This is a genomic window from Streptomyces sp. NBC_00162 (genome assembly GCF_024611995.1).
Classification (GTDB): domain Bacteria; phylum Actinomycetota; class Actinomycetes; order Streptomycetales; family Streptomycetaceae; genus Streptomyces.
On sequence record NZ_CP102509.1, the window covers coordinates 2,131,893 to 2,156,542 of the forward strand.

Below are 24,650 nucleotides of genomic sequence, written 5' to 3' on the forward strand. Positions count from 1 at the left end.
GACCAGACTCGCCGTATTGGCCCCCGATTGGCAAGGAGACGGCGTGATGCTGACCGACCGTGACGAACGAGCCCTACTGGCTGCCGCCGAGAGCCGGATCTCCGAGCCGCTGCGGATGGGGGCCGCGCTGGCCGCCGTACGGCGCTCCCTGACGCGGCGCGCCCGGGTTGCCGTACAGGAGCGAGAATCGGTGGCATGTCAGCCGATTCCCACACCGGTCCTCACGCCGGTCCCCACTCCGATTCCCCCTCCGCCGCACCGGTGATCGCGGGCCTGCTCCTGGCGGCGGGCGGCGGGCGCCGCCTCGGCGGCCGGCCCAAGGCCCTGCTCCCCTACCGCGGCCGCCCGCTGGTCGAGAACGCCGTGCGGGTGCTGCGCGAGGCGGGCTGCGGGCCGGTGCACGTGGTGCTCGGCGCCTCGGCGGCCGAGGTCCGCGAGCGCGCGGACCTGGCCGGCTGCGCGGTCCTGGACAACCCCGACTGGGCGGAGGGCATGGGCTCCTCCCTGCGGGTCGGCCTCGCCTCCCTGGCCGGTACGGGCGCCCGCGCGGCCCTGGTCTGCCTGGTGGACCAGCCGGGCATCGGTCCGGCGGCCGTGGCCCGGGTGCGGGAGGCGTACCGCTCCCCTTCGAGCCTGGTGGCCGCCGCGTACGACGGGGAGCGCGGGCATCCGGTGCTGTTCGGCGCGGACCGGTGGGCGGACATCGCCGCGACGGCGACCGGAGACAAGGGCGCGCGGACGCACCTGACCCGGCACTCCGACGAGCTCGTGCTGGTGGAGTGCGGGGACATCGCCGAGGCCTACGACATCGACACCCCGCCCGACCTGGCACGTCTGGCCTGAGAACACCTGGAGGGAGGCCTGAGCGGGGGGTGACGGCGGTGGCACTGAGGGCCACCATGAAGTGGAATCTGTCGACTCGGAGAATCTCGACATCAACAAACCATTGAACTTCCACCATGAGGAAATTACTATCCACTGGTCAGAAGCGCCCTGAACCACAGACGGCGCCCGCGACCGTACTCCGGAACTCTCCACACCCGACGGCACTGCGTGCCGTCTCGCGCGAGCATTCCCCCGCGGCCGCCAGGCACCGCCGCTGAAGGAGTGACAGATATGTCCGCACCAGCGCCGTCCCCGCTGGCCATCGTCGACGCCGAGCCCCTGCCCCGGCAGGACGAAGTCCTCACCGATGCGGCCCTGGCCTTCGTGGCCGAGCTGCACCGGCGGTTCGCCCCCCGCCGGGCGGAGCTCCTCGCCCGCCGCGGCGAGCGCCGTGCCGAGATCGCCCGGACCTCCACCCTCGACTTCCTCCCGGACACCGCACAGGTCCGCGAGGGGGACTGGAAGGTGGCGCCGGCCCCGGCCGCGCTGAACGACCGCCGTGTGGAGATCACCGGTCCGACGGACCGCAAGATGACCATCAACGCCCTGAACTCGGGCGCGAGGGTCTGGCTCGCCGACTTCGAGGACGCCTCCGCTCCCACCTGGGAGAACGTCGTCCTTGGCCAGCTCAACCTGATCGACGCGTACGAGCGCCGCATCGACTTCACCGACGCCCGCACCGGCAAGGCGTACGCGCTGAAGCCCGCCGAGCAGCTCGCCACCGTCGTGATGCGCCCGCGCGGCTGGCACCTGGAGGAGCGCCACCTGCAGTTCGAGGGCGGCCCGGCCTCCGGCTCGCTGGTGGACTTCGGCCTGTACTTCTTCCACAACGCGAAGCGTCTGATCGACCTCGGCAAGGGCCCGTACTTCTACCTGCCGAAGACGGAGTCGCACCTGGAGGCGCGCCTCTGGAACGAGATCTTCGTCTTCGCCCAGGACTACGTCGGCATCCCGCAGGGCACCGTCCGCGCCACGGTCCTGATCGAGACGATCACCGCCGCGTACGAGATGGAGGAGATCCTCTACGAGCTGCGCGACCACGCGGCCGGCCTGAACGCGGGCCGCTGGGACTACCTCTTCTCCATCGTCAAGAACTTCCGTGACGGCGGCGAGAAGTTCGTCCTGCCGGACCGCAACGCGGTGACGATGACCGCCCCGTTCATGCGGGCGTACACCGAACTCCTGGTCCGCACCTGCCACAAGCGCGGCGCGCACGCCATCGGCGGCATGGCGGCCTTCATCCCCTCCCGCAAGGACGCCGAAGCCAACAAGATCGCCTTCGAGAAGGTCAAGGCCGACAAGGACCGCGAGGCCGGGGACGGCTTCGACGGCTCCTGGGTCGCCCACCCCGACCTGGTGCCCATCGCGATGGCCTCCTTCGACGCCGTGCTCGGCGACAAGCCGAACCAGAAGGAGCGCCTGCGCGAGGACGTCTCGGTGGCCCCGGGCGAGCTCATCGCGATCGACTCGCTGGACGCGAAGCCCACGTACGACGGCCTGCGCAACGCCGTCCAGGTCGGCATCCGGTACATCGAGGCCTGGCTGCGCGGCCACGGCGCCGTCGGCATCTTCGGCCTGATGGAGGACGCGGCCACCGCCGAGATCTCGCGCTCGCAGATCTGGCAGTGGATCAACGCCGGGGTGGTCTTCGAGAACGGCAAGACGGCCACGGCCGAGCTGACCCGGACCATCGCGGCGGAGGAACTGGCCGCCCTGCGCGCCGAGCTCGGCGAGGAGGCCTTCGCGGCCGGGAAGTGGCAGCAGGCCCACGACCTCCTGCTCCAGGTCTCCCTGGACGCGGACTACGCGGACTTCCTCACCCTCCCCGCATACGACCAGCTGCTCGGCTGAATGTCTGAATTCGACTGAAACGCACAGCAGTCGAACCCAGCGGACTCCGCCCCCGTCGCCTTCACGGCGACGGGGGCGGAGCCGTTTCCGAGGGGCCGGTGCCGAACGACCGGTCGGTTGTTACTTCTTCGTAACTTGCCTGTACCTAGCGGTAACAAGTGGGCGCGTGTCACCTTTCCGATGCCACCGGCCGGCGGTACCCCCACTTCCCCAGCCATGCGACGGAGCCCTTCCCGGCTCCCGCATGGCCGACCGCAGGAGTTCCGCAGTGATCGGATTCCGCAACGTCAGCAAGGACCGGGCCGGCAGTCGTGTGCGACGGCTGGCCGGGGCCGGAATGGTTCTGCCGCTCGCCGTCGGCGCCCTGATGGCCGCCGGGGCCGGGACCTCCGCCGCCAGTCCCGGCAGCGGGCCCACCGCCGTGGTCTCCATGGGCGACAGCTACATCTCCGGCGAGGCCGGGCGCTGGAAGGGCAACAGCCTGACCAACACCGGGAGCCGCAACGGCACCGACCGGGGCTGGGTCAGCGGCAGCACCTACGATCCCGGCAAGGTCTACGGGGCCACCGCGGGCGGCTGCCACCGCTCCGACTCCGCCGAGGTGCGCAGCGCCGGGGCGATCGCTGACGTGGCGGTCAACCTGGCCTGTTCCGGGGCCACCTCCGAGAACGTGTACCGCGCCTCCAACGGCGGAGTGGCCTTCAAGGGCGAGGCACCGCAGGCCGATCAGCTCGCCGCGGTGGCCGCGAGCCACAACGTCAAGGTCATCGCGCTGTCCATCGGCGGGAACGACCTCGGCTTCGCCGACATCATCAAGGACTGCGCGTACGACTTCATCCTCTGGAACTCGTACTGCTACGACGACCAGCAGTACGGCGTGGACCAGAAGATCGACGCCGTGATGGGCGCGGTCGGCAAGTCCGTGGACGAGGTCCGGGCCGTGATGCGCGGGGCCGGGTACGCCGACTCCTCCTACCGGATCGTGCTGCAGTCCTATCCGTCGCCGATCCCGCGCGGTGCGGAGAACCGGTACACGCAGAGCGACTGGAGCCGCCTCAACACCGGCGGTTGCCCGTTCTGGAACCGGGACTCGGACTGGGCGCGGGACTCGCTCGTCCCGCAGATCGCGAACCGCATCAAGGGCGTCGCGGCCGCCAAGGGCGTGCAGTTCATGGACCTGCGGGACATGCTCCAGGGGCGCGAGGTGTGCGCCAAGGCGAGCAAGCAGGTGAGCTCGACGGTCCCGGCCTCGGCGACGACGAGCGAATGGGCGCGCTGGATCGACAACAACGAGTCGCAGGGCCTGATCCAGGAGTCCATGCACCCGAACCACTTCGGCCAGCTGGCCGCGGGACGCTGCCTGGCCCTGGTCGTGGCCCAGCCCGCCGCATCCGGCTTCAGCTGCAAGAACACCGCGGGGGCCGACCAGAACGGGATGTACCTGACGCCCGCCCCGTAGCCGCTGTCCGGGCCGCGGAAAATATACGGATGATCGAGCCGGTACGGGCTGGCATGCTCCCGAGCATGGCAGCCCGTACCGCACGACCCAGTCTGTACATCTCCGTCGACATCGAGGCCGACGGACCCATTCCCGGTCCGTACTCGATGATCAGCTTCGGGGCCGCCGTCGCCGGGCGGCAGGACGGCGGGTCGTATACGGCCGCCGACCCCGAAGAGCGCACCTTCTACCGGGAGTTGCGGCCGATCAGCGAGGAGTTCGTACCCGAGGCGCTCGCCGTCAGCGGGCTCGACCGGGACCGGCTGGTCCGCGAGGGCGCCGGTCCGGACACGGCGATGGCGGAGTTCCGCGCCTGGGTCCGGGAGGTCTCGGCCGGCGCGCAGCCGGTGATGTGCGGCTACCCGGCCTCCTTCGACTGGACCTTCCTGTACTGGTACCTCATGCGCTTCGGCGGCGACAGCCCGTTCGGCCACTCCGGCTGCCTGGACATGAAGACCCTCTACGCGACGAAGGCGCGCGTACCGCTGCGGGCCGCCGTCAAGGGCCGGATGCCGAGCGGGCTGCTGTCGCGACGGCGGCACACGCACCACGCGCTGGACGACGCGATCGAGCAGGCCGAGCTGATGAGCAACCTCATGCTCTGGCAGCCCTGACGCGCGTACGGCGGTGCGCACGCCACACCCGCAGTGGGTGGCGTGCGCACCGCCGAACACGGTTCGGGTTCAGTGCACCGGGACCGGCTCGGGGGTGCTCACCCCGCGCCGGGCGCCGAGGTGGTTGAAGGCGAGGTTGAGCAGGATCGCCACCACGCAGCCGGTGCTGATGCCGGAGTCCAGGACGACCAGGAGGTCCTTCGGGAAGGCGTGGTAGAACTCCGGCGCGGCGATCGGGATCAGGCCGATGCCCACCGCGGCGGCGACGATCAGGGCGTTCTCGCCCTTCTCCATGGCCGCGCCGGCCAGGGTCTGGATGCCGCTCGCCGCGACCGAGCCGAAGAGCACGATGCCGGCGCCGCCGAGGACCGGCAGCGGGACCACGCCGATGACGGAGGCGGCCATCGGGCACAGGCCCAGCAGGATCAGGATGCCGCCGCCGGCGGCGACCACGAACCGGCTGCGCACCTTGGTCATGGCGACCAGCCCGATGTTCTGGGCGAAGGCGCTGCACATGAAGCCGTTGAACAGCGGGCTGATCGCGCTGCCGAGGGTGTCGGCGCGCAGGCCGCCCTCGATGGTCTTCGCGTCCGCCGGACGGCCGACGATCTTGCCCAGCGCCAGGATGTCGGCGGTGGACTCGGTCATGCAGACCAGCATGACGATGCACATCGAGATGATCGCGGCGACCTGGAACTGCGGGGCGCCGAAGTGGAACGGGGTCGGGAAGCCGATCACCGAGGCGTTCTTGACGGCGTCGAAGCTGGTCATGCCCAGCGGGAGGGCTATGAGCGTGCCCGCGACCAGGCCGAGCAGGATCGAGATCTGCTGGAGGAAGCCGCGCAGGAACTTCCGCATCAGCAGGACGATGACCAGGGTGACGGCCGCCATGCCGATGTTCTTCATCGAGCCGTAGTCGGTGGCGGTGCTGTTCCCGCCCTGCGACCAGTTGAACGCGACGGGCAGCAGCGAGACGCCGATCAGGGTGATGACCGTACCCGTCACGACCGGCGGGAAGAAGCGGACCAGTTTGCCGAAGTAGGGGGCGGCGAAGAAGCCGAGGATGCCGGCGACGATGATCGCGCCGAAGATGACGGGGATGGCGTCCGCTCCCTCCCCCTTGCCGATCGCGATCATCGGCGTCACACCGGCGAAGGACACGCCGTTGACGAAGGGGAGTTTGGCGCCGATCTTCCAGAAACCGAGGGTCTGGAGGAGGGTCGCGAGTCCCGCCGTGAAGAGCGAGGCGCCCATCAGGAAGGCGGTCTCGGTGGCGGAGAGCCCGACGGCGGGGCCCACGATCATGGGCGGGGCGACGACACCCGCGTACATGGCGGCCACGTGCTGGAGACCGCTGGTGAACATTTTCAGCGGAGGCAGGGTCTCGTCGACCGGGTGTTTCTCCTCCGGTACTGCGACTGCGTCTTTGCGAAACCTGGGCATTGCGGCCACGGCTTCCTCCGGTCGGGTAACACGTCGGCAGGGACGTGGGTGTCTTGGAGGTGGTGCGAAAGGTGTGCGAGTCGAGCCTGTATTCAGTTGTGGGTGGTGCGCATGCTTGTCCCAAGGGGTGCAGAAACGATTCGCCCGAAACCGTTCCGCGTGATTCGGCTGCATGATGAAGCCAGTGGCACGAGTCACCGCCCCGGGGCGCGCCCTCGGATTACCTCGGGCGCTACCCGGGAGCGGCTGCCGCGGACCCCGCTCGGGTCCGCGGCCGCCGGCCGGGGGCCGTCCCCCCCGGCCGGACTCTGGGGGTCCCCCCGGCAGAGCCAGGGGGGAGATCAGCCCTGCGCGGAGATCCGCGCGAGACGCTGGGCCTCTTCCCGCGTGGACACGGCGATGGCGTCCTCGTCGGCGAAGAGGAGTCGGTTGTTCTCGACGATCTGCTTGCCGTTGACGAACGAAGCCGTGACAGGGGCCGCGGCACCGAAGACCAGCGCGGTGACCGGGTCGGCGATCGAGGAGTGCAGGAAGGTGCTCAGGTTCCACAGCACGAAGTCGGCGCACTTGCCGACCTCGAGCGAGCCGATGTTGTCGGCGCGGCCGAGGACCTGGGCGCCGCCGTAGGTGCCGAGGCGCAGGGCCTGGCGCGCGTTGAGGGCGCGCTCGCGGTGGACCGGGTTCAGGCGGTTGATCAGCAGCGCGTTGCGCAGCTCGGTGTGCAGCTCACCGGACTCGTTGGAGGCGGTGCCGTCCACGCCGAGGCCGACCGGGACACCGGCGGCGAGCATGTCCGGGACGCGGGCGATGCCGGCGGCCAGACGGGCGTTGGAGGACGGGCAGTGCGCGACACCGGTCTTGGTGCGGGCGAACGCGGCGATGTCGGAGTCGTTCATGTGGACGCTGTGCGCCATCCACACGTCCTCGCCGAGCCAGCCGGTCGACTCGAAGTAGTCGGTCGGGCCCATGCCGAACAGTTCCTTGCAGAACTGCTCTTCCTCGACGGTCTCGGAGCCGTGCGTGTGCATGCGCACACCCAGGCGGCGGGCCAGCTCGGCGCCCTGCTTCAGCAGCTCGGTGGAGACCGAGAAGGGGGAGCACGGGGCGACGGCGACCTGGGTCATCGCGTCGAAGGAGGCGTCGTGGTACTTCTTCACGGTCGCCTCGGTGTCGGCGAGCGCACCCTCGAGGGTCTCCACCGCGTGGTCCGGCGGCAGGCCGCCGTCCTTCTCGCTGCGGTCCATGGAACCGCGGGCGAGGGTGAACCGTACGCCCATCTCGGACGCGGCGCGGATGATCGAGCCGGAGAGGTCGCCGGAGCCCTTGGGGTAGACGTAGTGGTGGTCCATCGCGGTGGTGACACCGCCACGGGCCATCGCGGCGAGGGAGCCCTGGGCCGCCGTGTAGGTCATCTGCTCGTCGATGCGCGCCCAGGTCGGGTACAGCGCGACGAGCCAGTTGAAGAGGTTGTGGTCGGTGGCCAGGCCACGCGTGATCCACTGGTAGAAGTGGTGGTGCGTGTTGACCAGACCGGGAGTCACGAGGTGCCCGGTGCCGTCGATGCGGCGGACGACGTTCTCGAGGTTCTCGGGGGCCTTGCCCGCGCCGATGGACTCGATCTTGTTGCCGGCGACGACGACGTGACCCGAGGCGTACTCGGTGTCGTTGGCGTCGACGGTCGCGATCGCACAGTTCTCGATGACGATGCGCTCGACCGCGCTGTCAAGGGCTGCCGATGCTGCCATGGGACTTCCTCGTGCTTTCAGTGGCGGTGCGGGCACGGCAAGGCCCAGGAGATTTGAGTGCCGGAGCCGGGGGCCTTGACAGCTGACAGTACTGCCGCCCCGAGTGATGCGTCCGGGTGCCGATTCAGGAAGCTGGAACGTGTCGCGCCGTCCCGGGGCCACTGCGGAGCCCCGGGACGCGCGTGCATCAGAGGTTGGTCATGTCCACGGGGATACGGGCGTCAACGCCGTCCCGGAGAACAGTGGCCTCGATCAGACCGTACGGGCGGTCCGCGGCGAAGTAGACCTCGTTGTCGTTCTTGAGGCCGAACGGCTCAAGGTCGACGAGGAAGTGGTGCTTGTTCGGGAGCGAGAAGCGGACCTCGTCGATCTCCGAACGGTGGTTGATGATGCGCGAACCCATCTGGTACAGGGTCTGCTGCAGCGAGAGGGAGTAGGTCTCCGCGAAGGCCTGGAGCATGTGCTTCCGGGTCTCGGCGTAGGACTTCTCCCAGTTGGGCATCCGCTGCTCGTCGTCCGACCAGTTGAAGCGCCAGCGAGCCGACACCTGGGTGGCCAGGATGCGGTCGTAGGCCTCCTTCAGCGTCGTGTACTTGTCCTTCACGTAACCCCAGAACTCGGAGTTCGTGGAGTTCATGACGACCAGGTCCTTGAGGCCGGAGATGACCTCCCAGTTCTTGCCGTCGTACGTGATCTGGGTGACGCGGGTCTCCATGCCCTCGCGGACGAAGGAGTGGTTCACCTCGTCGGAGCCGATGAACTTGGAGTTGGCGTCCGAGGTGGCGATCCGGGACCAGGAGTACTCCTCGATCCGGATGCGCGCCTTCTGGATCGGCTCCTGGCTGTTCACGAACCAGCGCGCCAGGTGGATGCCGAACTGCTCGGCGGACTCGATGCCGTACTCCTTGGCGAACGCGTACACCGTGTTCTTGGTGGTGTCCGTCGGCAGGACGTTGGCGTTCGAGCCGGAGTAGTGGACGTCGTCCATGTCGCCGGAGAGGGCGACCGAGACGTTCAGGTCCTTGATGTGGTGCGTGTCGCCGTCCCGCGTGATCTTGACGACGCGGTTCTCTGCTTTGCCGTACTGGTTCTGGCCCAGAATCGTGGCCATGACTAGCTCCCTCGGTAAACGGAGTAGCCGAACGGGTTGAGCAGCAGCGGTACGTGATAGTGCTCGCCCGGGTTCACCGCGAACGTGATGGTGACCTCGGGGAAGAACGCACCGCTGTCCCTTACGCGGGGGGCGTCCTGCTGCGCCTCGGCTTGCTTCTTTTCGAAGTACGTCTCGGTCTCGAAGTCGAGACGTACGTGGGTGGTGCCCTCCGGCAGCGCCGGCAGGTCCTTGCAGCGCCCGTCCGCATCGGTGGCGGAGCCGCCCAGGGCCGCCCACTCGCCGTCGAGACCCGTACGGGCCGACAGGGAGATGGCGACGCCTTCGGCGGGCTTGCCGATGCTGGTGTCCAGGATGTGCGTGGACACCGACGCGGTGGTCTCGGTGCTCATGGTCACTCTCCTTCTTCTGCGAGTTCGACGAGGCGGGTCAGGCGGATCTTGTTGATCTTGACGAGCTCACCGCGGGCGATCTCTCGCTCCTGCTCCGGCGAGTTGTCGATCCGGACCTTGACCGCGTCCCGCATGAACGCACCGGTCGCACCGGTGGCGCAGATGAGGAAGACGTGGCCGAACTTCTCCTGGTACGCCAGGTTCAGCTCGAGGAGCTCGTTCTTGAGCTCCTCCGAGGCACCGGCCATGCCACGCTGCTCGCGGGCGGAGGTCGGGTCTCCCGGCTTCGGCCGGCCGATCGGCGCGTGGCCTCCCATCGCTTCGCCCAGGTCCTCCGCGGTGAGCTCCGCCATGGCGGACTCGTTCGCGGCGAACAGGGACTCGACGCTGGCGAAGGGGCGCTGGGCGAGCAGCTTGCTCCCCCATGCCGAACTGGCGCACACCTCGTGCAGCTCGGCCGTGGCCGCGCTGTCGTCCAAGGCGTTGAACCGGGTGAGACCCGGGGTCGGACTCGAAGTCACGGTAGGCCTCCGTGGCCTGTTGTTGCTTTGACGGGCTGCGCATAGCTAACGCCCTCGACAACACGGCGTCAACACTTTGTTGAAACTTCCCGTACACAAAAGCCGCCGCCCGGATGAATTGGGCGGCGGCTCGTCACCGTGAGTCAGACTTCGTTCACTCTTTGCTGGTCTTATCGGACCCTTTGGGGGGATTGGCGTCCCGGTTCAAGTAGTTGTAGACCGTGAAACGGCTGACGCCCAGGGCGCCCGCGACCGTCTCCACACCATGCCGCACGGAGAAGGCGCCTCGCGCCTCCAGTATCCGCACGACGTCCTGCTTGGACTTGCGGTCGAGCTGGGACAGCGGCACGCCGTGCCGGCGCTCCAGGGCCGCGAGGATGTGGTCCAGCGAGTCCGAGAGCTGGGGCAGGCGTACGGCCAGCAGGTCCTGGCCCTCCCAGCTGAGCACGACGTCGTCGGGCTGCGCCTGGGCGGGATCCATCAGCTCGCCGCCCATGGCGTCCACCAGCGGCTTGACCGCGGTGACGAAGGGGTGGTCGCGGGGCTCGGTCATGGCGTGTCCTCCCCGATCACATTGACCTGGAGCGACACGCGCGTCGCCCCGGCCTCGAGGGAGTCGCGCAGCAGCGCGCCCACCGCGGCCAGCACCTGGTCGGCCTCCCCCTCCGCGGTGTTTCCGAACGGGCCGACATCCACCGCGTCCAGCTGGGCCTTCTGGATGACCTCGCGGGCGGCCACGGCATGGGCAGGAGCCTGTTCGAGATCGAAGGGCTCGGTCGTGAATTCCACTCTCAATCGCACGCTGGCCAAGCTACCCCGCGGTCACGATTTTCCGGCAGCCCGCACTTGACATCCGGGACGGGACCCATGCAGTCTTCCATCAAGCAGAAACTAACTTCCGCAATACGGAAGGAGCGCACACCCCTCATGGGATACACGGACCAGCGCTTCGATGTAAACCTTTCGATCCTCTTCACGGAACTCCCGCTTCTGGAGCGTCCTGCGGCTGCCGCCGCGGCGGGCTTCACGGCGGTCGAGCTGTGGTGGCCCTGGATCGAGACCCCCACCCCCGCACAGGCGGAGCTCGACGCCCTCAAGAAGGCTCTTGAGGACGCCGGCACCCAGCTGGTGGGTCTGAACTTCTACGCCGGCCAGCTGCCGGGACCGGACCGCGGTGCGGTGTCGGTTCCCGGTGAGGAGTCGGAGCGCTTCAACGCCAACATCAACGTGGCCGCCGACTTCGCGGCCTCGGTCGGCTGCAAGGCGCTGAACGCCCTCTACGGCAACCGCGTCGAAGGCGTGGACCCCGCCGTTCAGGACGAGCTCGCCCTGAAGAACCTGGTCGTGGCGGCTCAGGCCGCGGACCGCGTCGGCGCGATCCTCCTGATCGAGACCCTCAACAAGCCCGAGTCGCCGCTCTACCCGCTGGTGAGCGCCCCGGCCGGCATCGAGGTAGTGGACAAGGTGAACGAGGCCACCGGTCTCGGCAACGCCAAGTTCCTGCTCGACCTGTACCACCTGGCGATGAACGACGAGGACCTCTCCGAGGTCATCGAAAAGTACGCCGCCAAGACCGGGCACGTCCAGATCGCGGACAAGCCCGGACGAGGTGCCCCCGGCACCGGCGAGCTGCCCCTCGAGGAGCTGCTCGACCAGCTGAAGAAGGCCGGATACGAGGGCTACGTAGGCCTGGAGTACAAGGCCGCCGACGCTGCCGCGTCCTTCGCATGGCTGCCGGCCGAGGCCCGCGCCGCGAAGTAGGCGGACAAAGTCCGGGCGATCAGCCAGGCACCTGTCGAACTTTTCGTACAAAGCATTAAGAGAAGGATCCTCGTCATGAGCAACCTCCCCAAGATTGCCTGGATCGGCCTCGGAATCATGGGCTCCCCCATGGCCGAGAACCTCCTGAAGGCCGGCTACTCGGTCACCGGGTTCACCCTGGAGCAGGACAAGCTGGAGCGCCTGGCCGCCGCCGGCGGTACCGCGGCCGGCTCGATCGCCGAGGCCGTCAAGGACGCCGACGTGATCATCACGATGGTGCCCGCCTCCCCGCAGGTCGAGGCCATCTCCTACGGTGAGAACGGCATCCTCGAGAACGCCAAGTCCGGTGCGCTGATCGTCGACATGTCGTCGATCACCCCGCAGACCTCCGTCGACCTGGCGAAGAACGCCGCCGAGAAGGGCATCCGCGTCCTCGACGCCCCGGTGTCCGGCGGTGAGGCCGGCGCCATCGAGGCCGTCCTGTCGATCATGGTGGGCGGCGAGCAGGCCGACTTCGACGAGGCCCTGCCCGTCCTCGAGGCCCTCGGCAAGACCATCGTGCTCTGCGGCCCGCACGGCTCCGGCCAGACGGTGAAGGCCGCGAACCAGCTCATCGTCGCGGTGAACATCCAGGCGTGCGCCGAGGCCGTCGTCTTCCTCGAGAAGTCCGGCGTGAACCTCCAGGCCGCCCTGGACGTCCTCAACGGCGGTCTGGCCGGATCCACGGTCCTGACCCGCAAGAAGGACAACTTCCTGAACCGCGACTTCAAGCCCGGTTTCCGGATCGACCTGCACCACAAGGACATGGGCATCGTCACCGACGCCGCCCGCAACGTGGGTGCCGCCCTGCCGGTCGGCGCGGTCGTCGCCCAGCTGGTCGCCTCGCTGCGCGCCCAGGGTGACGGTGGCCTGGACCACTCGGCCCTGCTCCGTGCCGTCGAGCGCCTCTCCGGCGCCCAGATCTGACCGGGCCGAGCCCTTCCCCCTGTCACCGGGGGGCCTGAGTTTCCGGATGGTGCCGGTGCTGACACCTGTCCTGTCGCGCCCAAGCGCCGGCACCGTCCGGATCACCTCTCTTCAACTTCGTTCAACAAACTGTTGACGTTTAGTTCTCGCCGAAATTAGGCTGTTCCGCATGACGGAAGACACTTTCCGTCAGCAGTTACCCGTACGGAAGGTCACCATGTCGAAGCGCACGCTGACGACCGAGTCCGGCGCCCCGGTCGCCGACAATCAGAACTCCGCCACCGCCGGCGTCGGTGGCCCGCTCCTGGTCCAGGACCAGCAGCTCCTCGAGAAGCTTGCCCGCTTCAACCGTGAGCGCATCCCGGAGCGCGTGGTGCACGCCCGCGGCTCGGCCGCGTACGGCCACTTCGAGGTGACCGACGACGTCACCGCGTACACCAGCGCCGCGTTCCTGAACACGGTCGGCAAGAAGACCGAGACCTTCCTGCGGTTCTCCACCGTGGCCGACTCGCTGGGTGGCGCGGACGCGGTCCGCGACCCGCGCGGCTTCGCGCTGAAGTTCTACACCGAAGAGGGCAACTACGACCTCGTCGGCAACAACACCCCGGTGTTCTTCATCAAGGACCCGATCAAGTTCCCCGACTTCATCCACTCCCAGAAGCGCGACCCCTTCACGGGCAAGCAGGAGCCGGACAACGTCTGGGACTTCTGGGCGCACGCCCCCGAGGCGACGCACCAGATCACCTGGCTCATGGGTGACCGCGGTATCCCGGCGTCGTACCGTCACATGAACGGCTACGGCTCCCACACGTACCAGTGGACCAACGAGTCGGGCGAGGCCTTCTTCGTCAAGTACCACTTCAAGACGAACCAGGGCATCCGCTGCCTGTCGGGCGAGCAGGCCGCCGAGCTCGTCGGCTCGGACGCGAACTCGCACCAGACCGACCTGCTGCAGGCGATCGAGCGCGGTGTGAACCCGAGCTGGACCCTCTACGTCCAGATCATGCCCGCCGCCGAGGCCGCGGACTACCGCTTCAACCCGTTCGACCTCACCAAGGTGTGGCCGCACAGCGACTACCCGCTGCAGCGCGTGGGCCGTCTGGTCCTCGACCGCAACCCGGACAACGTCTTCGCCGAGGTCGAGCAGTCCGCCTTCTCCCCGAACAACTTCGTCCCGGGCATCACCGCCTCGCCGGACAAGATGCTCCAGGGCCGTCTCTTCGCGTACGCCGACGCCCAGCGCTACCGCCTCGGTGTGAACCACACCCTGCTGCCGGTCAACGCCCCGAAGGCGACGAAGGCCGAGAACTACGGCCGCGACGGTGTCATGGCGCTGCGCAACGGCTCGCGCCACGACAAGAACTACGAGCCCAACTCGTACCAGGGTCCGGCCGAGACCGGTCTGGCACTGGGCGCCCCGAAGGCCGTCTCCGGCTACACGGGCACCCACGAGGCCCCGGCCCACACCAAGGACGACGACTTCTTCCAGGCCGGTGAGCTCTACCGCCTGATGTCGGAGGCCGAGAAGCAGCGTCTGGTGGCGAACATCGCCGGCGGTCTGTCTCAGGTCACCCTGGAAGACGTCATCGAGAAGAACCTGGCTCACTTCCACGCCGCCGACGCCGACTACGGCAAGCGCGTCGAGGAGGCCGTCCGCGCCCTGCGCGACGCCTGAGCCGAACAGCTGTACCGGGGGCCTGACGGGAGGTCAGGCCCCGGGTGCTGGCCCGAGCCGCATACCCGGATGAGGGGTGGTACGCGGTGAGGGCAGGACGAGGACCGTGGCGAGCGTGCGAGCCAGTGCGGTGGTAATGGGTTCCGAGGCCCGTCTCTTGACCTGAGGGAGACGAAGCCGGAGTTCTCGTCGCCCGCCCGCCACGGTCCCAGCCACTCCTCTTCCCGCAGGGCCACGCACAGAGTCCCCTGTGGGTACCGAGGAGCCTCCTACTCCGCCCGGCGGTGCGAACGTCCTGTCGCGCCAGCCTCGCTCCGTCGGGCGGTCACAAACCAGAGCGCCGAGTCACGGACGGTCCCGTGACTCGGCGCTTTGTCGTTTCCCCTTACCGCTGCGGCCTGCGCGGTACGGAGTCCAGCAGCAGGCGGGTGTATTCGTGTTCCGGGGCCGAGAGCACCGAGGCGGTCGGGCCCGTCTCCACGACGCGGCCCGCGCGCATCACGACGAGCTCGTCCGTCACCGCCCGTACGACGCCCAGGTCGTGGGTGATGAACAGGTACGCCACCGGCGTGGCCGCCCGGATCTCGGCCAGCAGGTTGAGGATCTGGGCCTGCACCGAGACGTCCAGCGCCGCCACCGCCTCGTCCAGCACCAGGACCGCCGGCTCGACGGCCAGGGCCCGGGCGATGGCCACGCGCTGACGCTGGCCGCCGGAGAGCTCACGGGGCCGGGCCGCGGCCTCCCGCTCGCCCAGACCCACCCGGTCCAGCAGTTCGCGCACCCGAGGGCCCGGATCCCGTCGCGGGAAGTGCAGCCGCAGGGTCTCCCGGAGCACCTCCCCCGCCGTGATCCTGGGGTCCAGCGAGAGCAGCGGGTCCTGGAAGACCAGCTGGACCTCGCGCGCCCGGCGCAGCCGCGCCGCCCGGCCCCTCGCGGCCGGCTCGCGCACGCGGCCCCGTACGAGCACCTCGCCCGCGTCGGCGCGCTCCAGACCCGTCACGATCCGGGCCGTGGTGGTCTTGCCCGAACCGGACCCGCCGACGATGCCCAGCGCCCCGCCCGCCGGGACGGTGAAGGACACCCCGTCCACCGCGCTCACCTCTCCGTACGTACGGCACAGACCTCGGACTTCCAGCACGGCAGTCATGACGGCAGCTCCCCGTGGTGACAGGCCACGCCCGCGCGCGGGGCCGGGATCTCCCGGCCGCACAGGTCGGTGGCGCGGGCGCAGCGGGCCGCGAACGCGCAGCCCGTGACGGCGGTGCGCAGGTCCGGCGGCCGGCCCGGGATCGCGGGGAGCCGGCCGGGCGGGGCGTCTGGGCGGGGGGTCGCGTCGAGCAGCGCCCGCGTGTAGGGGTGGCGGGGGTGTTCGAACAGGGCGGCGGCCGAGCCGGTTTCGACGATCCGGCCCGCGTACATGACGTACACCCGGTCGCTGATGGCCGCGGCGAGTTCCAGGTCGTGGGTGACGAAGAGCAGCCCGCAGCCTTCGCGTGCGCGCAGGCGGGCGAGCAGGGCGATGATCTCGGCCTGGGTGACGGTGTCGAGGGCGGTGGTGGGTTCGTCGGCGAGCAGGAGCCGCGGGCCGGGCAGCAGGGCAGCGGCGATCATGACGCGTTGCAGCATGCCGCCGGAGAGCTCGTGGGGGTACTGGCGCAGGACGCGGGACGGGAGGCCCACCGCGTCGAGGAGCTCGGGCAGGCCGTCCGCCCGCGCGGTGCCGCGTACGGTCTCCGTGAGGAAGTCGCCGAGCCTGCGCAGGGGGTTCATCGCGGACCGGGGGTCCTGGAAGATCATCGAGACGGTGGTCGAGCGGAGGGCGCGCAGCCGGTCGGCGGGGAGGGTCAGGACGTCGTCCCCGGCGACCCGGACCGACCCCGAAAGGTCCGCGCCGGCCGGCAGCAGGCCGAGCGCCGCGCGTGCGGTGAGGGACTTCCCCGAACCCGACTCCCCCACCAGGGCTACGGTCTCGCCTGACCGGACCGTCAGGTTCACTCCGGCGAGCACGGGCCGGGCGTGGCCGGGCAGGGCGAGGCGGAGGTCCGCCACCTCCAGTATCGGGTCGATGGCGGGGTCGGCAGCGGGGCCTTTCACGTGGTTCTCCCTGCGACCCGGTCGGCGAGGCGCTCGCCGACGACGTTGAAGGCGACGACGGTGACGATCACCGCGAGGCAGGGGGCGAGCGCGGAGAGCGGGGCCCCTTCGAGGATGGCGGACTGACCGTCGTTGATCATGGCTCCCCAGTCGGGGGTGAGGGGCGGGACGCCGAGGCCGAGGAAGGACAGGGCGGCCAGGTCGAGCAGGGCGTAGCCGAAGTTGACGGTGGACTGGGCGAGGACCACGGGCGCGATGTTCGGGACCAGGTGGCGCACGCAGATCCACGCTCCGGAGAAGCCCTGTACCCGGTAGGCGGCCAGGTACGGCTTGCCGGCCTCGGCGAGGGCGAGGCTGCGGGCGAGCCGGCTGACGAACGGGGTGTAGGCGAGGGACAGCGCGATCACGGGGGCGATCAGCCCGCGGCCGTAGAGGGAGACGAGCAGCATCGCGAGGAGCAGGCCCGGGAAGGCGAGCAGGAGTTCGCTGGTGCGGGAGAGCAGGGCGTCGAGCGCGCCGCCGCGCCAGGCGGCGGCGACCCCGATCACCACGCCGAGCAGGGTGGACAGGGCGACGACGCAGAGGGGGCCGAGGAGGGAGACGCGGGCTCCGGCGATCAGCCGGGAGAGGGTGTCGCGGCCGCCGATGTCCCCGCCGAGCAGCAGTTCGGACGAGGGGTTCGCCAGGGAGGCGCCGAAGTCGACGGCGTTCGGGTCGTGCGGGGCGAGCCAGGGGGCGGCGAGGGCGACCAGGACGACGAGGGCGGCGAAGCCGAGGCTCGCGCGGTGCAGCCAGGATCCCTGGGTGCGCGGTCTCTTGCGGGCCGCGGCGGCCGGTCGGAGCAGGAGGGCGGTCATGCGGTGCTCCTCGCGCCGAGGCGGACCCGGGGGTCGATGAGGGGGTGGACCAGGTCGACGGCGAGGTTGACCAGGACGAAGAGGGCGATGGTCAGCAGGGAGATCGCCTGGACCACGGGGAAGTCCTTCACGGTCACGGACTTCGCGAGGAACTCGCCGAGCCCGCCGAGGCCGAAGGCGGACTCCACGAGGATCGTGCAGACCATCAGTCCGGAGAGGGTGAGCCCGGCCTGGGTGAGGACGGGGCCCAGCGCGCCGCGCAGTACGTGACGTCGTACGACGGTCCGTTCGGGGACGCCCCGGCTGCGGGCGACGGTGACGTGGTCCTGGGCGAACTGCTCCAGCAGGGCGGCTCTGGTCACGCGGGCCAGTACGCCGATGAAGGGCAGGGCCAGGGCGACGGCGGGCAGGGCGAGGTGGTGGAGGGTGTCGAGGAACCCGTCGCCGCTGCCGAGTACGGGGAACCAGCCGAGCCGCACCGAGAAGAGCGACAGCAGCAGGATCGCGGCGATGAAGGACGGGGTGGCGACGGCGGCGGAGGTGGCGACGAGGACGGCCCGGTCGGTGCGGCCGCCGCGGACGGCGCCCAGCAGGCCGAGCAGCAGTCCGCCGGCGAGTACCAGGAAGGCTGATATTCCGATCAGGGCGAGGGTGACCGGGACGCGCGCGGCCACCAGGTCCAGGACGTCGCTGCGGTACTGGACGGAGGTGCCGAGGTCCCCGGTGACGGCTCCGGCCAGCCACTTTCCGTACTGGACGAGGAAGGGGTCGTCGAGGTGGTACTGCTCGCGGATCGCGGCCAGCGCCTGGGGGTTGGCCCCGCGGCCGCCGAGCAGGAAGGTCTCGGGGCGGCCGGGGGCGAGGCGGACGGAGGCGTACACGAGGAAGGAGGCGGCGAGGAGGGTGGCCAGGAGTTCACCGAGCCGTCTGAGCAGGAAGCGGATCACGGTGCCCCCACTTCGGCGGCCCACGGGGCGTACATGTACGAGATCGTCGTGGGGGCGCCGGTGATGCGCCGGCTCAGGTAGACGCTGCCGGGGTACTCCGCGACCGGCAGGCACACGGCCTCGTCGGAGGCCATCTCGGCGAGCCGGGCCGTGAGCTCCGCGCGCCTGGCCGGGTCGTACTCGGCGGTCGCCTCGTCGGCCAGGGCGTCGTAGGCGGGTGAGCTGTATCCCGCGTAGTTCTCGAACTGGCCGGTGCGGAAGTTCGCGTACATGCTCAGCGGGTCGGTGACCGAGAGGTAGTAGGTGTAGGGAAAGAGGTCGAGCCCCTTACGGGCCTCGGGGTCGGAGAACAGCGCGGTGAATGCGTCGGGCGCCACCGTGCGGATCTCCACGTCGAGGCCGATGCGGCGGCCCGCGTCCTGGACGGCGACGGCGAGGAGGGCGACGTCGGGGCCGAGGGGGCTGGAGGCGACGGTGAGTTTCCTGCCGCGGGCCCCGGCTTCGTCGACGAGGCGTTTCGCCTCCTCCAGGTCCCGGTGCACGGAACCGGGATCGGGCGGTCCGCCGCGCCAGGTCCCCTTGGCCACGAGGGAGCCGGTGGGGGTGGCGGCGCCGCGCATGGCTCCCTTGGCGAAGCCCTCGCGGTCGAGGGCGAGCATCAGGGCGCGGCGGACGCGGACGTCGGCGAGGGTGCCGCCGAGGTCGGCGACGGCGAGGTTGACGGTGGTGAGGCTTTCGCCGGAGTAGAGGTGGCCGTCGTCGGCGGCGCGCAGGCGGGACATCGACTCCGGGGGTACCGCGAAGGAGCCGTCGACCTCGCCGGTGAGCAGGGCGTTGGTGCGGGCGGCGGAGTCGGGCAGGAAGGCGAAGGTGACGTGGCCGGCCTTGGCGCGCTTGCCCCAGTAGCCGTCGAAGCGGTCCAGGCGCAGGGAGGCGCCCTGTTCCCACTCCCCCAGCCGGAAGGGGCCGGTGCAGTCGAGGCCGCCGTCGGCGGTGCCGAAGGCCTTGCCCTGCTCCGCCATGGTGGCGGCCCGGGCCACGGTCCCCGCGGAGTTGGCCATGGCCTGGGGGAACAGCGCGTCGGGGGTGGTGAGGTGAACGGTGATCTGGAGCGGGCCGGTCTTCTCGACGGACTCGACGTTCTTGAAGTCCTCGACCCAGTAGGAGCCGAGCTCCGGGTCGAGGTGGCGGCTGAGGCTGGCGACGGCGTCGTCGGCGGTGAGGGTGGCGCCGCTGTGGAAGCGCACGTCCGGGCGCAGGTCGTAGACCCAGGTGGTGGGGTCGGTCTGGGTGGCCTTCTCGGCGAGCCCGGGTTCGAGGGTGAGCTGCGGGGTCCACCGCATCAGGGATTCGCAGACGTTGGCGAGGACGGTGTTCTGCGGGTAGTCGAAGGCGTAGAGGTAGTCGAGGACGGGCGGTTCGGCGTACAGGGCCCAGGTGAATCCGTCGATGTCACCGCGGGCGGGGGGCGTCGCGGCGGAGAGGTGGAGGGCGGTGGGGCCGGCGCCGCCGGGCGGGGCCGCGCAGCCCGCGTCCGTGAACAGCAGGGCGAGGACCGCGGCGGCCGGGCCGGCCAGGCGGCGGCTGCGGGAGGGGATCGGCATGCACGCTCCTTGGCGGAGGGGTGTCCCGCTACGGGATGAGGGGTTCGGTGAGCTGCCCGTACAGCTCGGGGCGGCGGGTCTGCATCAGGCCGAACTCCAGCCAGTCGCGGCGCTGGTCGAGGTCGAGGTCGGCGACGAGGACGGCGGGGCGGTCGCGGGGGGCCCTGAGCATGACCCGGCCGTAGGGGTCGGAGATGAAGGAGGAGCCGTAGAAGGTGGAGCGGCCCTCGGTGCCTGTGCGGTTGGGCACGATCATGAAGAGCGCGTTGGCGAGGCCGTTGGCGGTGATGGCGTGCTCCCACAGGGGGCGGGTGTCGAAGTCGGGCAGGTCCACCTCGGAACCGATGGCGGTGGGGTGGACGAGGATCTCGGCGCCGTGCAGGCCGTAGGCGCGGGCGAGTTCGGGGAACCACTCGTCCCAGCAGGTGGGGAAGCCGAAGCGGGCGCCCCGGTGGGCGACGACCGGGAATCCGCTGTCGCCCGGGCGGAAGCAGAGGTCTTCGCGGTAGCCGGGGAAGGCGGGGATGTGGTTCTTGCGGGTCCGGGCTATCAGCTTGCCGTCCGGGTCGACGCATACGGCCGTGTTGTAGCCGAGGCCGCCGTCCGTCGCGCGCTCGTAGAGCGAGGCGTGCACGGTGATGCCGAGGTCGGTGGCGAGCTCGGTGGCCAGGTGGACGGTGGGGCCGTCCTCGAGGTCTTCGAGGTGGCGGGCGGCGCCGTGTGCCATCGGGTCGTCGGTGGTGCAGAAGTACGGGCTGCGGGTGAGTTCGGGGAGGCAGACCATCGTGGCGCCTTCCCCGGCGGCGAGCACGACGCCCTCGCGCAGCCGGTCGTCGTGCTCGTTCTCGTCGGCGTACCAGCGGGTCTGGACCAGCGCGATGCGCAGGGGGTCGCGTTCGGCGGGCGCCGTGCGGGCCGGGGAGCCGAGCGGGGAGCCGTAGGAGGTGAGGAGTTCGTACGAGGTCACGCGCGCGCCGCCTTCGGGAGTTGCTGGGTGATGCAGTGGATCCCGCCGCCGCCGTACGCGAGGACCGGGGTCGGTACGCCGACGACCTTGCGGCCGGGGAGGGCGGCGGCGAGGACGGCGAGGGCCTCGGCGTCGCTCGTGGAATCGGGGTCGCCGCCGACGGGGACCACGCAACCGCCGTTGGCGAGGTAGAAGTTGAGGTAGCCGACCTCGACGGGGGTGCCCGCGACCTCGCCGTGGGTGGTCTGCGGGACGGGGACGATCTCCAGGGAGCGGCCCCGGGCGTCGGTGGAGGCCTCCAGGACGGCGAGGTTGGCGCGCATCCGGGCGTGATCGGGGTGCGTGGGGTCCTCGGGGAGGGAGACGACCAGCTTGGCGGGGCCGACGAAGGCGGCGACGCCGTCCACGTGGCCGTCGGTCTCGGTGTCCTCCAGGCCGCCGTAGGGCAGCCAGATGACCTTCTCGATGCCGAGGCGGCGCTTCAGCTCGTCCTCGATCTCGGTGCGGTCCATCCGCGGGTTCCGGTTGGGGTGCAGCAGGCACTGCTCGGTGGTGATGAGCGTGCCCTCGCCGTCGACGGTGATCGCGCCGCCTTCGAGGATCATCGAGGAGTGGACGCGGGGGGTGCCGAGCCGGTCGAGGAGGAGCGCGGCGAGCTTGTCGTCGGCGGTCCAGGGGTGGTGCTTCTCGCCCCAGGCGTTGAAGCGGAAGTCGACGCCGACGCGGTCGCCGCGCTCGTCGTGGGCGAAGATCGGGCCCGAGTCGCGCAGCCAGGAGTCGTCGACGGGCAGCTCGATGACCTCGATGCCGGCTTCGGCGCCGCAGGCGGCTCTGGCCTCTTCGGCCCGGCCGGGCGCGGCGATCATGATCACGGGCTCGAAGTCGGCGATGGCGCGGGCGACGGCCGCGTACTCGCTCTTGGCCGCCTCGAAGGCCGGCCCCCACAGTTCGGCGCGGGTCGGCCAGACCATCAGGCAGGCGTCGTGCTCGGCCCACTCGGCGGGCATTTTCGGACTCACTGGGTGCTCCCTCGCGCATTGGCGTCCTGACTGAAATTTCAGTCAGGATCGCGGAGACTGAAAATCAGGTCAGGATCTCGGGTGGGAGCTATCGTGGGACCTGACTGAAAGCTCAGTCAAGGGGTATCCGACCGAAAGGTGCGAGCAAGCGTGGCCGACCGCCAGTCGTTGATCTTGGAAGCAGCCGTACGCGTCATCGCCCGCAGTGGCGTCAGAGGGTTGCGCGTCGAGGAACTCGCGGCGGAGGCCGGGGTGTCCACCGCGCTGATCTACTACCACTTCAAGGACCGCGCCGGCCTGGTCCAGCGCACCCTGGCCTTCATCAGCGACCGCGCCACCGGCTACACCGACGAGGCCCTGAAGGACACCGAGGACGCCCGCGCCGCCCTGCTCCAGCTGCTGCTGAGCGAGCTCCAGGACATCCCCCGGGTCCGCGAGAACAGCACCGCCTGGGGCGAGTTGCGGGCCAGCGCCATCTTCGACTCCGACCTGCGCGAGACCCTCGCCGAGTCCACCCGTTCCTGGTCCCAGGACACCGCGGACACCATCTCGGACGCCCAGGCGGCCGGTCTCGCCGACCTGCACGTCGAGCCGCTGGACGCCGCCGAGCGGCTCACCGCCCTGGTGGAGGGGCTCAGCGAGCGCTGGCTGAGCGGCTCCCTGACCCTGGAGCGCGCCCGCGAGCTGCTGACCGGCGCGGTGGACGCCGAACTCGGCCCCCGCCCGTAAGCACTGCGCGCCCGCAGGCACCGCCCGCCGCACCGCATACGAAGCGACCCCCGCCCCTCCTGACGGAGGGACGGGGGTCGCCGCGTACTGCTGAGCTACTGAGCTACTGAGCTTGCTGATCAGACCTTGAGGGCCTTGATCGCGGTCGGGGCGTGGCCCGGCTCGGTCGCGAGCTCCTCGAACTCGGTGACGTCGCTCATGTCGACCGTCTTGCTCATCGAGATGTTGGTGACGCGCTCCAGGATGGCCTCGACGACGACCGGGACCTGGAACTCCTGGGCCAGCTTCTTGGCCTGCTCGAAGGCGGCGCCCAGCTCGTTCGGGTCGGTGACGCGGATGGCCTTGACACCCAGACCCTCGGCGACCTTGACGTGGTCGACGCCGTAGACGCCCAGCTCCGGGGCGTTGATGTTCTCGAACTCGAGGTTGACCTCGAAGTTGATGCCCAGGCCGCCCTGCGCCTGACGGATCAGACCCAGGTAGGCGTTGTTCACCAGGACGTGGACGTAGGGGACCTTGTGCTGCGCGGCGACCGCGAGCTCCTCGATCATGAACTGGAAGTCGTAGTCGCCGGAGAGGGCGACGATCGGGGTCTCGGGGTCGGCGGTGGCGGCACCGATCGCGGCCGGGATGGTCCAGCCGAGCGGGCCGGCCTGGCCGCAGTTGATCCAGTGGCGCGGCTTGAAGACGTGCAGCATCTGCGCGCCGGCGATCTGGGAGAGGCCGATGGTGGTGACGTAGCGCGTCTCCGGGCCGAAGGCCTTGTTCATCTCCTCGTACACGCGCTGCGGCTTCATCGGGATGTTGTCGAAGTGCGTGCGGCGCTGCAGGGTGGCCTTGCGCTCCTGGCCGGAGGCGGCCCAGGCGGAGAAGTCCGGGAGCTTGCCCTCGGCCTTGAGCTCCTTGGCGACCTCGATGAAGAGCTCCAGGGCGGCCTTGGCGTCGGAGGCGATGCCGAAGTCCGGGGCGAAGATCTTGCCGATCTGGGTGGGCTCGATGTCGACGTGGACGAACTTGCGGTCGCCGATGTACGCGTCGAGGTTGTAGCCGGTGTGACGGTTGGCCCAGCGGTTGCCGATGCCGAGGACGAAGTCCGACTCCAGGAACGTCGCGTTGCCGTAGCGGTGCGAGGTCTGGACGCCGACCATGCCGGCGCTGAGCTCGTGGTCGTCCGGGATGACGCCCCAGCCCATCAGGGTGGAGATGACCGGGACGCCGGTCAGCTCGGCGAACTCGACCAGCAGGTCGGAGGCGTCGGCGTTGATGATGCCGCCACCGGCGACGATCAGCGGACGCTCGGACTCCAGCAGGAACTGCAGGGCCTTGGCGGCCTGGGCGCGGGACGCCTGCGGCTTGTAGACCGGCAGCGGCTGGTAGGTCTCCGGGTCGAACTCGATCTCGGTCAGCTGGACGTCGATCGGGAGGTCGATCAGGACCGGGCCGGGACGGCCGGAGCGCATCAGGTGGAAGGCCTCCTGGAACACGCCCGGGACCTGCGCGGCCTCCAGGACGGTGGTGGCCTTCTTGGTGACCGGCTTGGCGATCGAGGCGATGTCGACGGCCTGGAAGTCCTCCTTGTGGAGCTTCGAGACCGGCGCCTGACCGGTGATGCACAGGATCGGGATCGAGTCCGCGATCGCGGAGTACAGGCCGGTGATCATGTCGGTGCCGGCCGGGCCCGAGGTACCGATGCAGACACCGATGTTGCCGGCCTTGGCGCGGGTGTATCCCTCGGCCATGTGCGATGCGCCCTCGACGTGGCGGGCCAGCGTGTGGTTGATGCCGCCCACGTTCTTGAGCTCGCGGTAGAACGGGTTGATCGCAGCGCCGGGCACGCCGAAGGCTTGCGAAACGCCCTCGAGCTTGAGGATCTCCACTGCAGCGGCGGCGGCTGTCATACGGGGCATCGAGTTCTCCTGCGGGTCCGACGGTCAGGCTTTTCCGTAATCCGGAAGTTTTGTTCTGCTATAC

At 69.9% G+C, this 24,650-nt stretch carries 23 protein-coding genes; 8 read left to right on the forward strand and 15 right to left on the reverse strand.

All coding sequences use genetic code 11. From position 1 onward, the window contains the following. Positions 1 to 195 precede the first annotated feature (195 nt). From JIW86_RS10495 to JIW86_RS10510, 4 genes are all read left to right on the forward strand, one after another. Entirely contained in the window at positions 196 to 843 is a 648-nt protein-coding gene (locus JIW86_RS10495; protein ID WP_257553509.1) for a nucleotidyltransferase family protein, read from the forward strand. 273 nt (positions 844 to 1,116) lie between these two features. Continuing rightward, on the forward strand, positions 1,117 to 2,736 hold the full coding sequence (aceB, locus tag JIW86_RS10500) for a malate synthase A (RefSeq protein ID WP_257553510.1): 1,620 nt from the start codon (positions 1,117 to 1,119) through the stop codon (positions 2,734 to 2,736). A gap of 268 nt (positions 2,737 to 3,004) precedes the next feature. After that, positions 3,005 to 4,195: a GDSL-type esterase/lipase family protein gene (locus JIW86_RS10505; RefSeq protein WP_257553511.1), complete on the forward strand. Its 1,191-nt coding sequence runs from the start codon at positions 3,005 to 3,007 to the stop codon at positions 4,193 to 4,195. A gap of 65 nt (positions 4,196 to 4,260) precedes the next feature. Continuing rightward, a complete protein-coding gene (locus tag JIW86_RS10510) occupies positions 4,261 to 4,848 on the forward strand; it encodes a 3'-5' exoribonuclease domain-containing protein (protein WP_257553512.1) in 588 nt (195 codons plus the stop codon). 69 nt (positions 4,849 to 4,917) lie between these two features. On the opposite strand, the gene JIW86_RS10515 is transcribed toward JIW86_RS10510, so the two are convergent. From JIW86_RS10515 to JIW86_RS10545, 7 genes are all read right to left on the reverse strand, one after another. Next, positions 4,918 to 6,300, reverse strand: a complete 1,383-nt coding sequence (locus JIW86_RS10515) for a nucleobase:cation symporter-2 family protein (RefSeq protein ID WP_416237549.1) — start codon at positions 6,298 to 6,300, stop codon at positions 4,918 to 4,920. Between the two features lie 332 nt (positions 6,301 to 6,632). Beyond that, the gene (locus JIW86_RS10520) at positions 6,633 to 8,036 is read right to left on the reverse strand and encodes an 8-oxoguanine deaminase (protein ID WP_257553514.1); all 1,404 of its coding nucleotides are present in this window, start codon (positions 8,034 to 8,036) and stop codon (positions 6,633 to 6,635) included. Positions 8,037 to 8,223: 187 nt separating this feature from the next. After that, positions 8,224 to 9,147 (reverse strand): factor-independent urate hydroxylase, encoded by a 924-nt coding sequence (gene pucL / locus JIW86_RS10525; RefSeq protein ID WP_031149253.1) that lies wholly within the window; start codon positions 9,145 to 9,147, stop codon positions 8,224 to 8,226. 2 nt (positions 9,148 to 9,149) lie between these two features. Beyond that, positions 9,150 to 9,539, reverse strand: coding sequence for a hydroxyisourate hydrolase (uraH, locus tag JIW86_RS10530; protein ID WP_030390359.1), 390 nt, complete (start codon positions 9,537 to 9,539; stop codon positions 9,150 to 9,152). Positions 9,540 to 9,541: 2 nt separating this feature from the next. Then, positions 9,542 to 10,060: a 2-oxo-4-hydroxy-4-carboxy-5-ureidoimidazoline decarboxylase gene (gene uraD, locus JIW86_RS10535; protein ID WP_257553515.1), complete on the reverse strand. Its 519-nt coding sequence runs from the start codon at positions 10,058 to 10,060 to the stop codon at positions 9,542 to 9,544. Between the two features lie 154 nt (positions 10,061 to 10,214). Then, the gene (locus JIW86_RS10540; RefSeq protein WP_215145733.1) at positions 10,215 to 10,613 is read right to left on the reverse strand and encodes a helix-turn-helix domain-containing protein; all 399 of its coding nucleotides are present in this window, start codon (positions 10,611 to 10,613) and stop codon (positions 10,215 to 10,217) included. Next, positions 10,610 to 10,861, reverse strand: coding sequence for a thiamine-binding protein (locus JIW86_RS10545; RefSeq protein WP_215145735.1), 252 nt, complete (start codon positions 10,859 to 10,861; stop codon positions 10,610 to 10,612). Before JIW86_RS10545 ends, JIW86_RS10540 begins: the two co-directional genes overlap by 4 nt. 126 nt (positions 10,862 to 10,987) lie before the next feature. Between JIW86_RS10545 and JIW86_RS10550 the strand changes: the two genes are divergently transcribed. The 3 genes from JIW86_RS10550 to JIW86_RS10560 all read left to right on the forward strand — a co-directional run bounded on the left by JIW86_RS10550 (position 10,988) and on the right by JIW86_RS10560 (position 14,462). After that, complete coding sequence (locus JIW86_RS10550) at positions 10,988 to 11,821, forward strand: TIM barrel protein (protein WP_215145737.1); 834 nt, start codon at positions 10,988 to 10,990, stop codon at positions 11,819 to 11,821. 75 nt (positions 11,822 to 11,896) lie between these two features. After that, positions 11,897 to 12,787, forward strand: coding sequence for a 2-hydroxy-3-oxopropionate reductase (locus JIW86_RS10555; RefSeq protein ID WP_215145739.1), 891 nt, complete (start codon positions 11,897 to 11,899; stop codon positions 12,785 to 12,787). Between the two features lie 217 nt (positions 12,788 to 13,004). Further along, positions 13,005 to 14,462, forward strand: coding sequence for a catalase (locus JIW86_RS10560; RefSeq protein ID WP_215145841.1), 1,458 nt, complete (start codon positions 13,005 to 13,007; stop codon positions 14,460 to 14,462). Between the two features lie 385 nt (positions 14,463 to 14,847). On the opposite strand, the gene JIW86_RS10565 is transcribed toward JIW86_RS10560, so the two are convergent. Genes JIW86_RS10565 through JIW86_RS10595 form a run of 7 tightly spaced genes read right to left on the reverse strand, consistent with a single transcriptional unit; the run spans position 14,848 to position 21,950 of the window. Further along, on the reverse strand, positions 14,848 to 15,609 hold the full coding sequence (locus JIW86_RS10565; RefSeq protein ID WP_257553516.1) for an ABC transporter ATP-binding protein: 762 nt from the start codon (positions 15,607 to 15,609) through the stop codon (positions 14,848 to 14,850). Further along, a complete protein-coding gene (locus JIW86_RS10570) occupies positions 15,606 to 16,556 on the reverse strand; it encodes an ABC transporter ATP-binding protein (RefSeq protein WP_257553517.1) in 951 nt (316 codons plus the stop codon). The genes JIW86_RS10565 and JIW86_RS10570 overlap by 4 nt, the downstream gene beginning before the upstream one ends. Continuing rightward, a complete protein-coding gene (locus tag JIW86_RS10575) occupies positions 16,553 to 17,413 on the reverse strand; it encodes an ABC transporter permease (RefSeq protein ID WP_257553518.1) in 861 nt (286 codons plus the stop codon). Before JIW86_RS10575 ends, JIW86_RS10570 begins: the two co-directional genes overlap by 4 nt. Beyond that, positions 17,410 to 18,360: an ABC transporter permease gene (locus JIW86_RS10580; RefSeq protein ID WP_257553519.1), complete on the reverse strand. Its 951-nt coding sequence runs from the start codon at positions 18,358 to 18,360 to the stop codon at positions 17,410 to 17,412. Before JIW86_RS10580 ends, JIW86_RS10575 begins: the two co-directional genes overlap by 4 nt. Further along, positions 18,357 to 19,964, reverse strand: coding sequence for an ABC transporter substrate-binding protein (locus tag JIW86_RS10585; protein ID WP_257553520.1), 1,608 nt, complete (start codon positions 19,962 to 19,964; stop codon positions 18,357 to 18,359). Before JIW86_RS10585 ends, JIW86_RS10580 begins: the two co-directional genes overlap by 4 nt. 28 nt (positions 19,965 to 19,992) lie before the next feature. Then, positions 19,993 to 20,931 (reverse strand): nitrilase-related carbon-nitrogen hydrolase, encoded by a 939-nt coding sequence (locus JIW86_RS10590; protein WP_257553521.1) that lies wholly within the window; start codon positions 20,929 to 20,931, stop codon positions 19,993 to 19,995. Further along, a complete protein-coding gene (locus JIW86_RS10595) occupies positions 20,928 to 21,950 on the reverse strand; it encodes an agmatine deiminase family protein (protein ID WP_257553522.1) in 1,023 nt (340 codons plus the stop codon). The genes JIW86_RS10590 and JIW86_RS10595 overlap by 4 nt, the downstream gene beginning before the upstream one ends. Positions 21,951 to 22,100: 150 nt before the next feature. Between JIW86_RS10595 and JIW86_RS10600 the strand changes: the two genes are divergently transcribed. Then, a complete protein-coding gene (locus JIW86_RS10600; protein WP_257553523.1) occupies positions 22,101 to 22,679 on the forward strand; it encodes a TetR/AcrR family transcriptional regulator in 579 nt (192 codons plus the stop codon). A gap of 119 nt (positions 22,680 to 22,798) precedes the next feature. Here the strand turns inward: JIW86_RS10600 and gcl are convergent, their stop codons facing one another. Next, positions 22,799 to 24,586, reverse strand: a complete 1,788-nt coding sequence (gene gcl / locus JIW86_RS10605) for a glyoxylate carboligase (protein ID WP_215145750.1) — start codon at positions 24,584 to 24,586, stop codon at positions 22,799 to 22,801. Between the last annotated feature and the right edge of the window lie 64 nt (positions 24,587 to 24,650).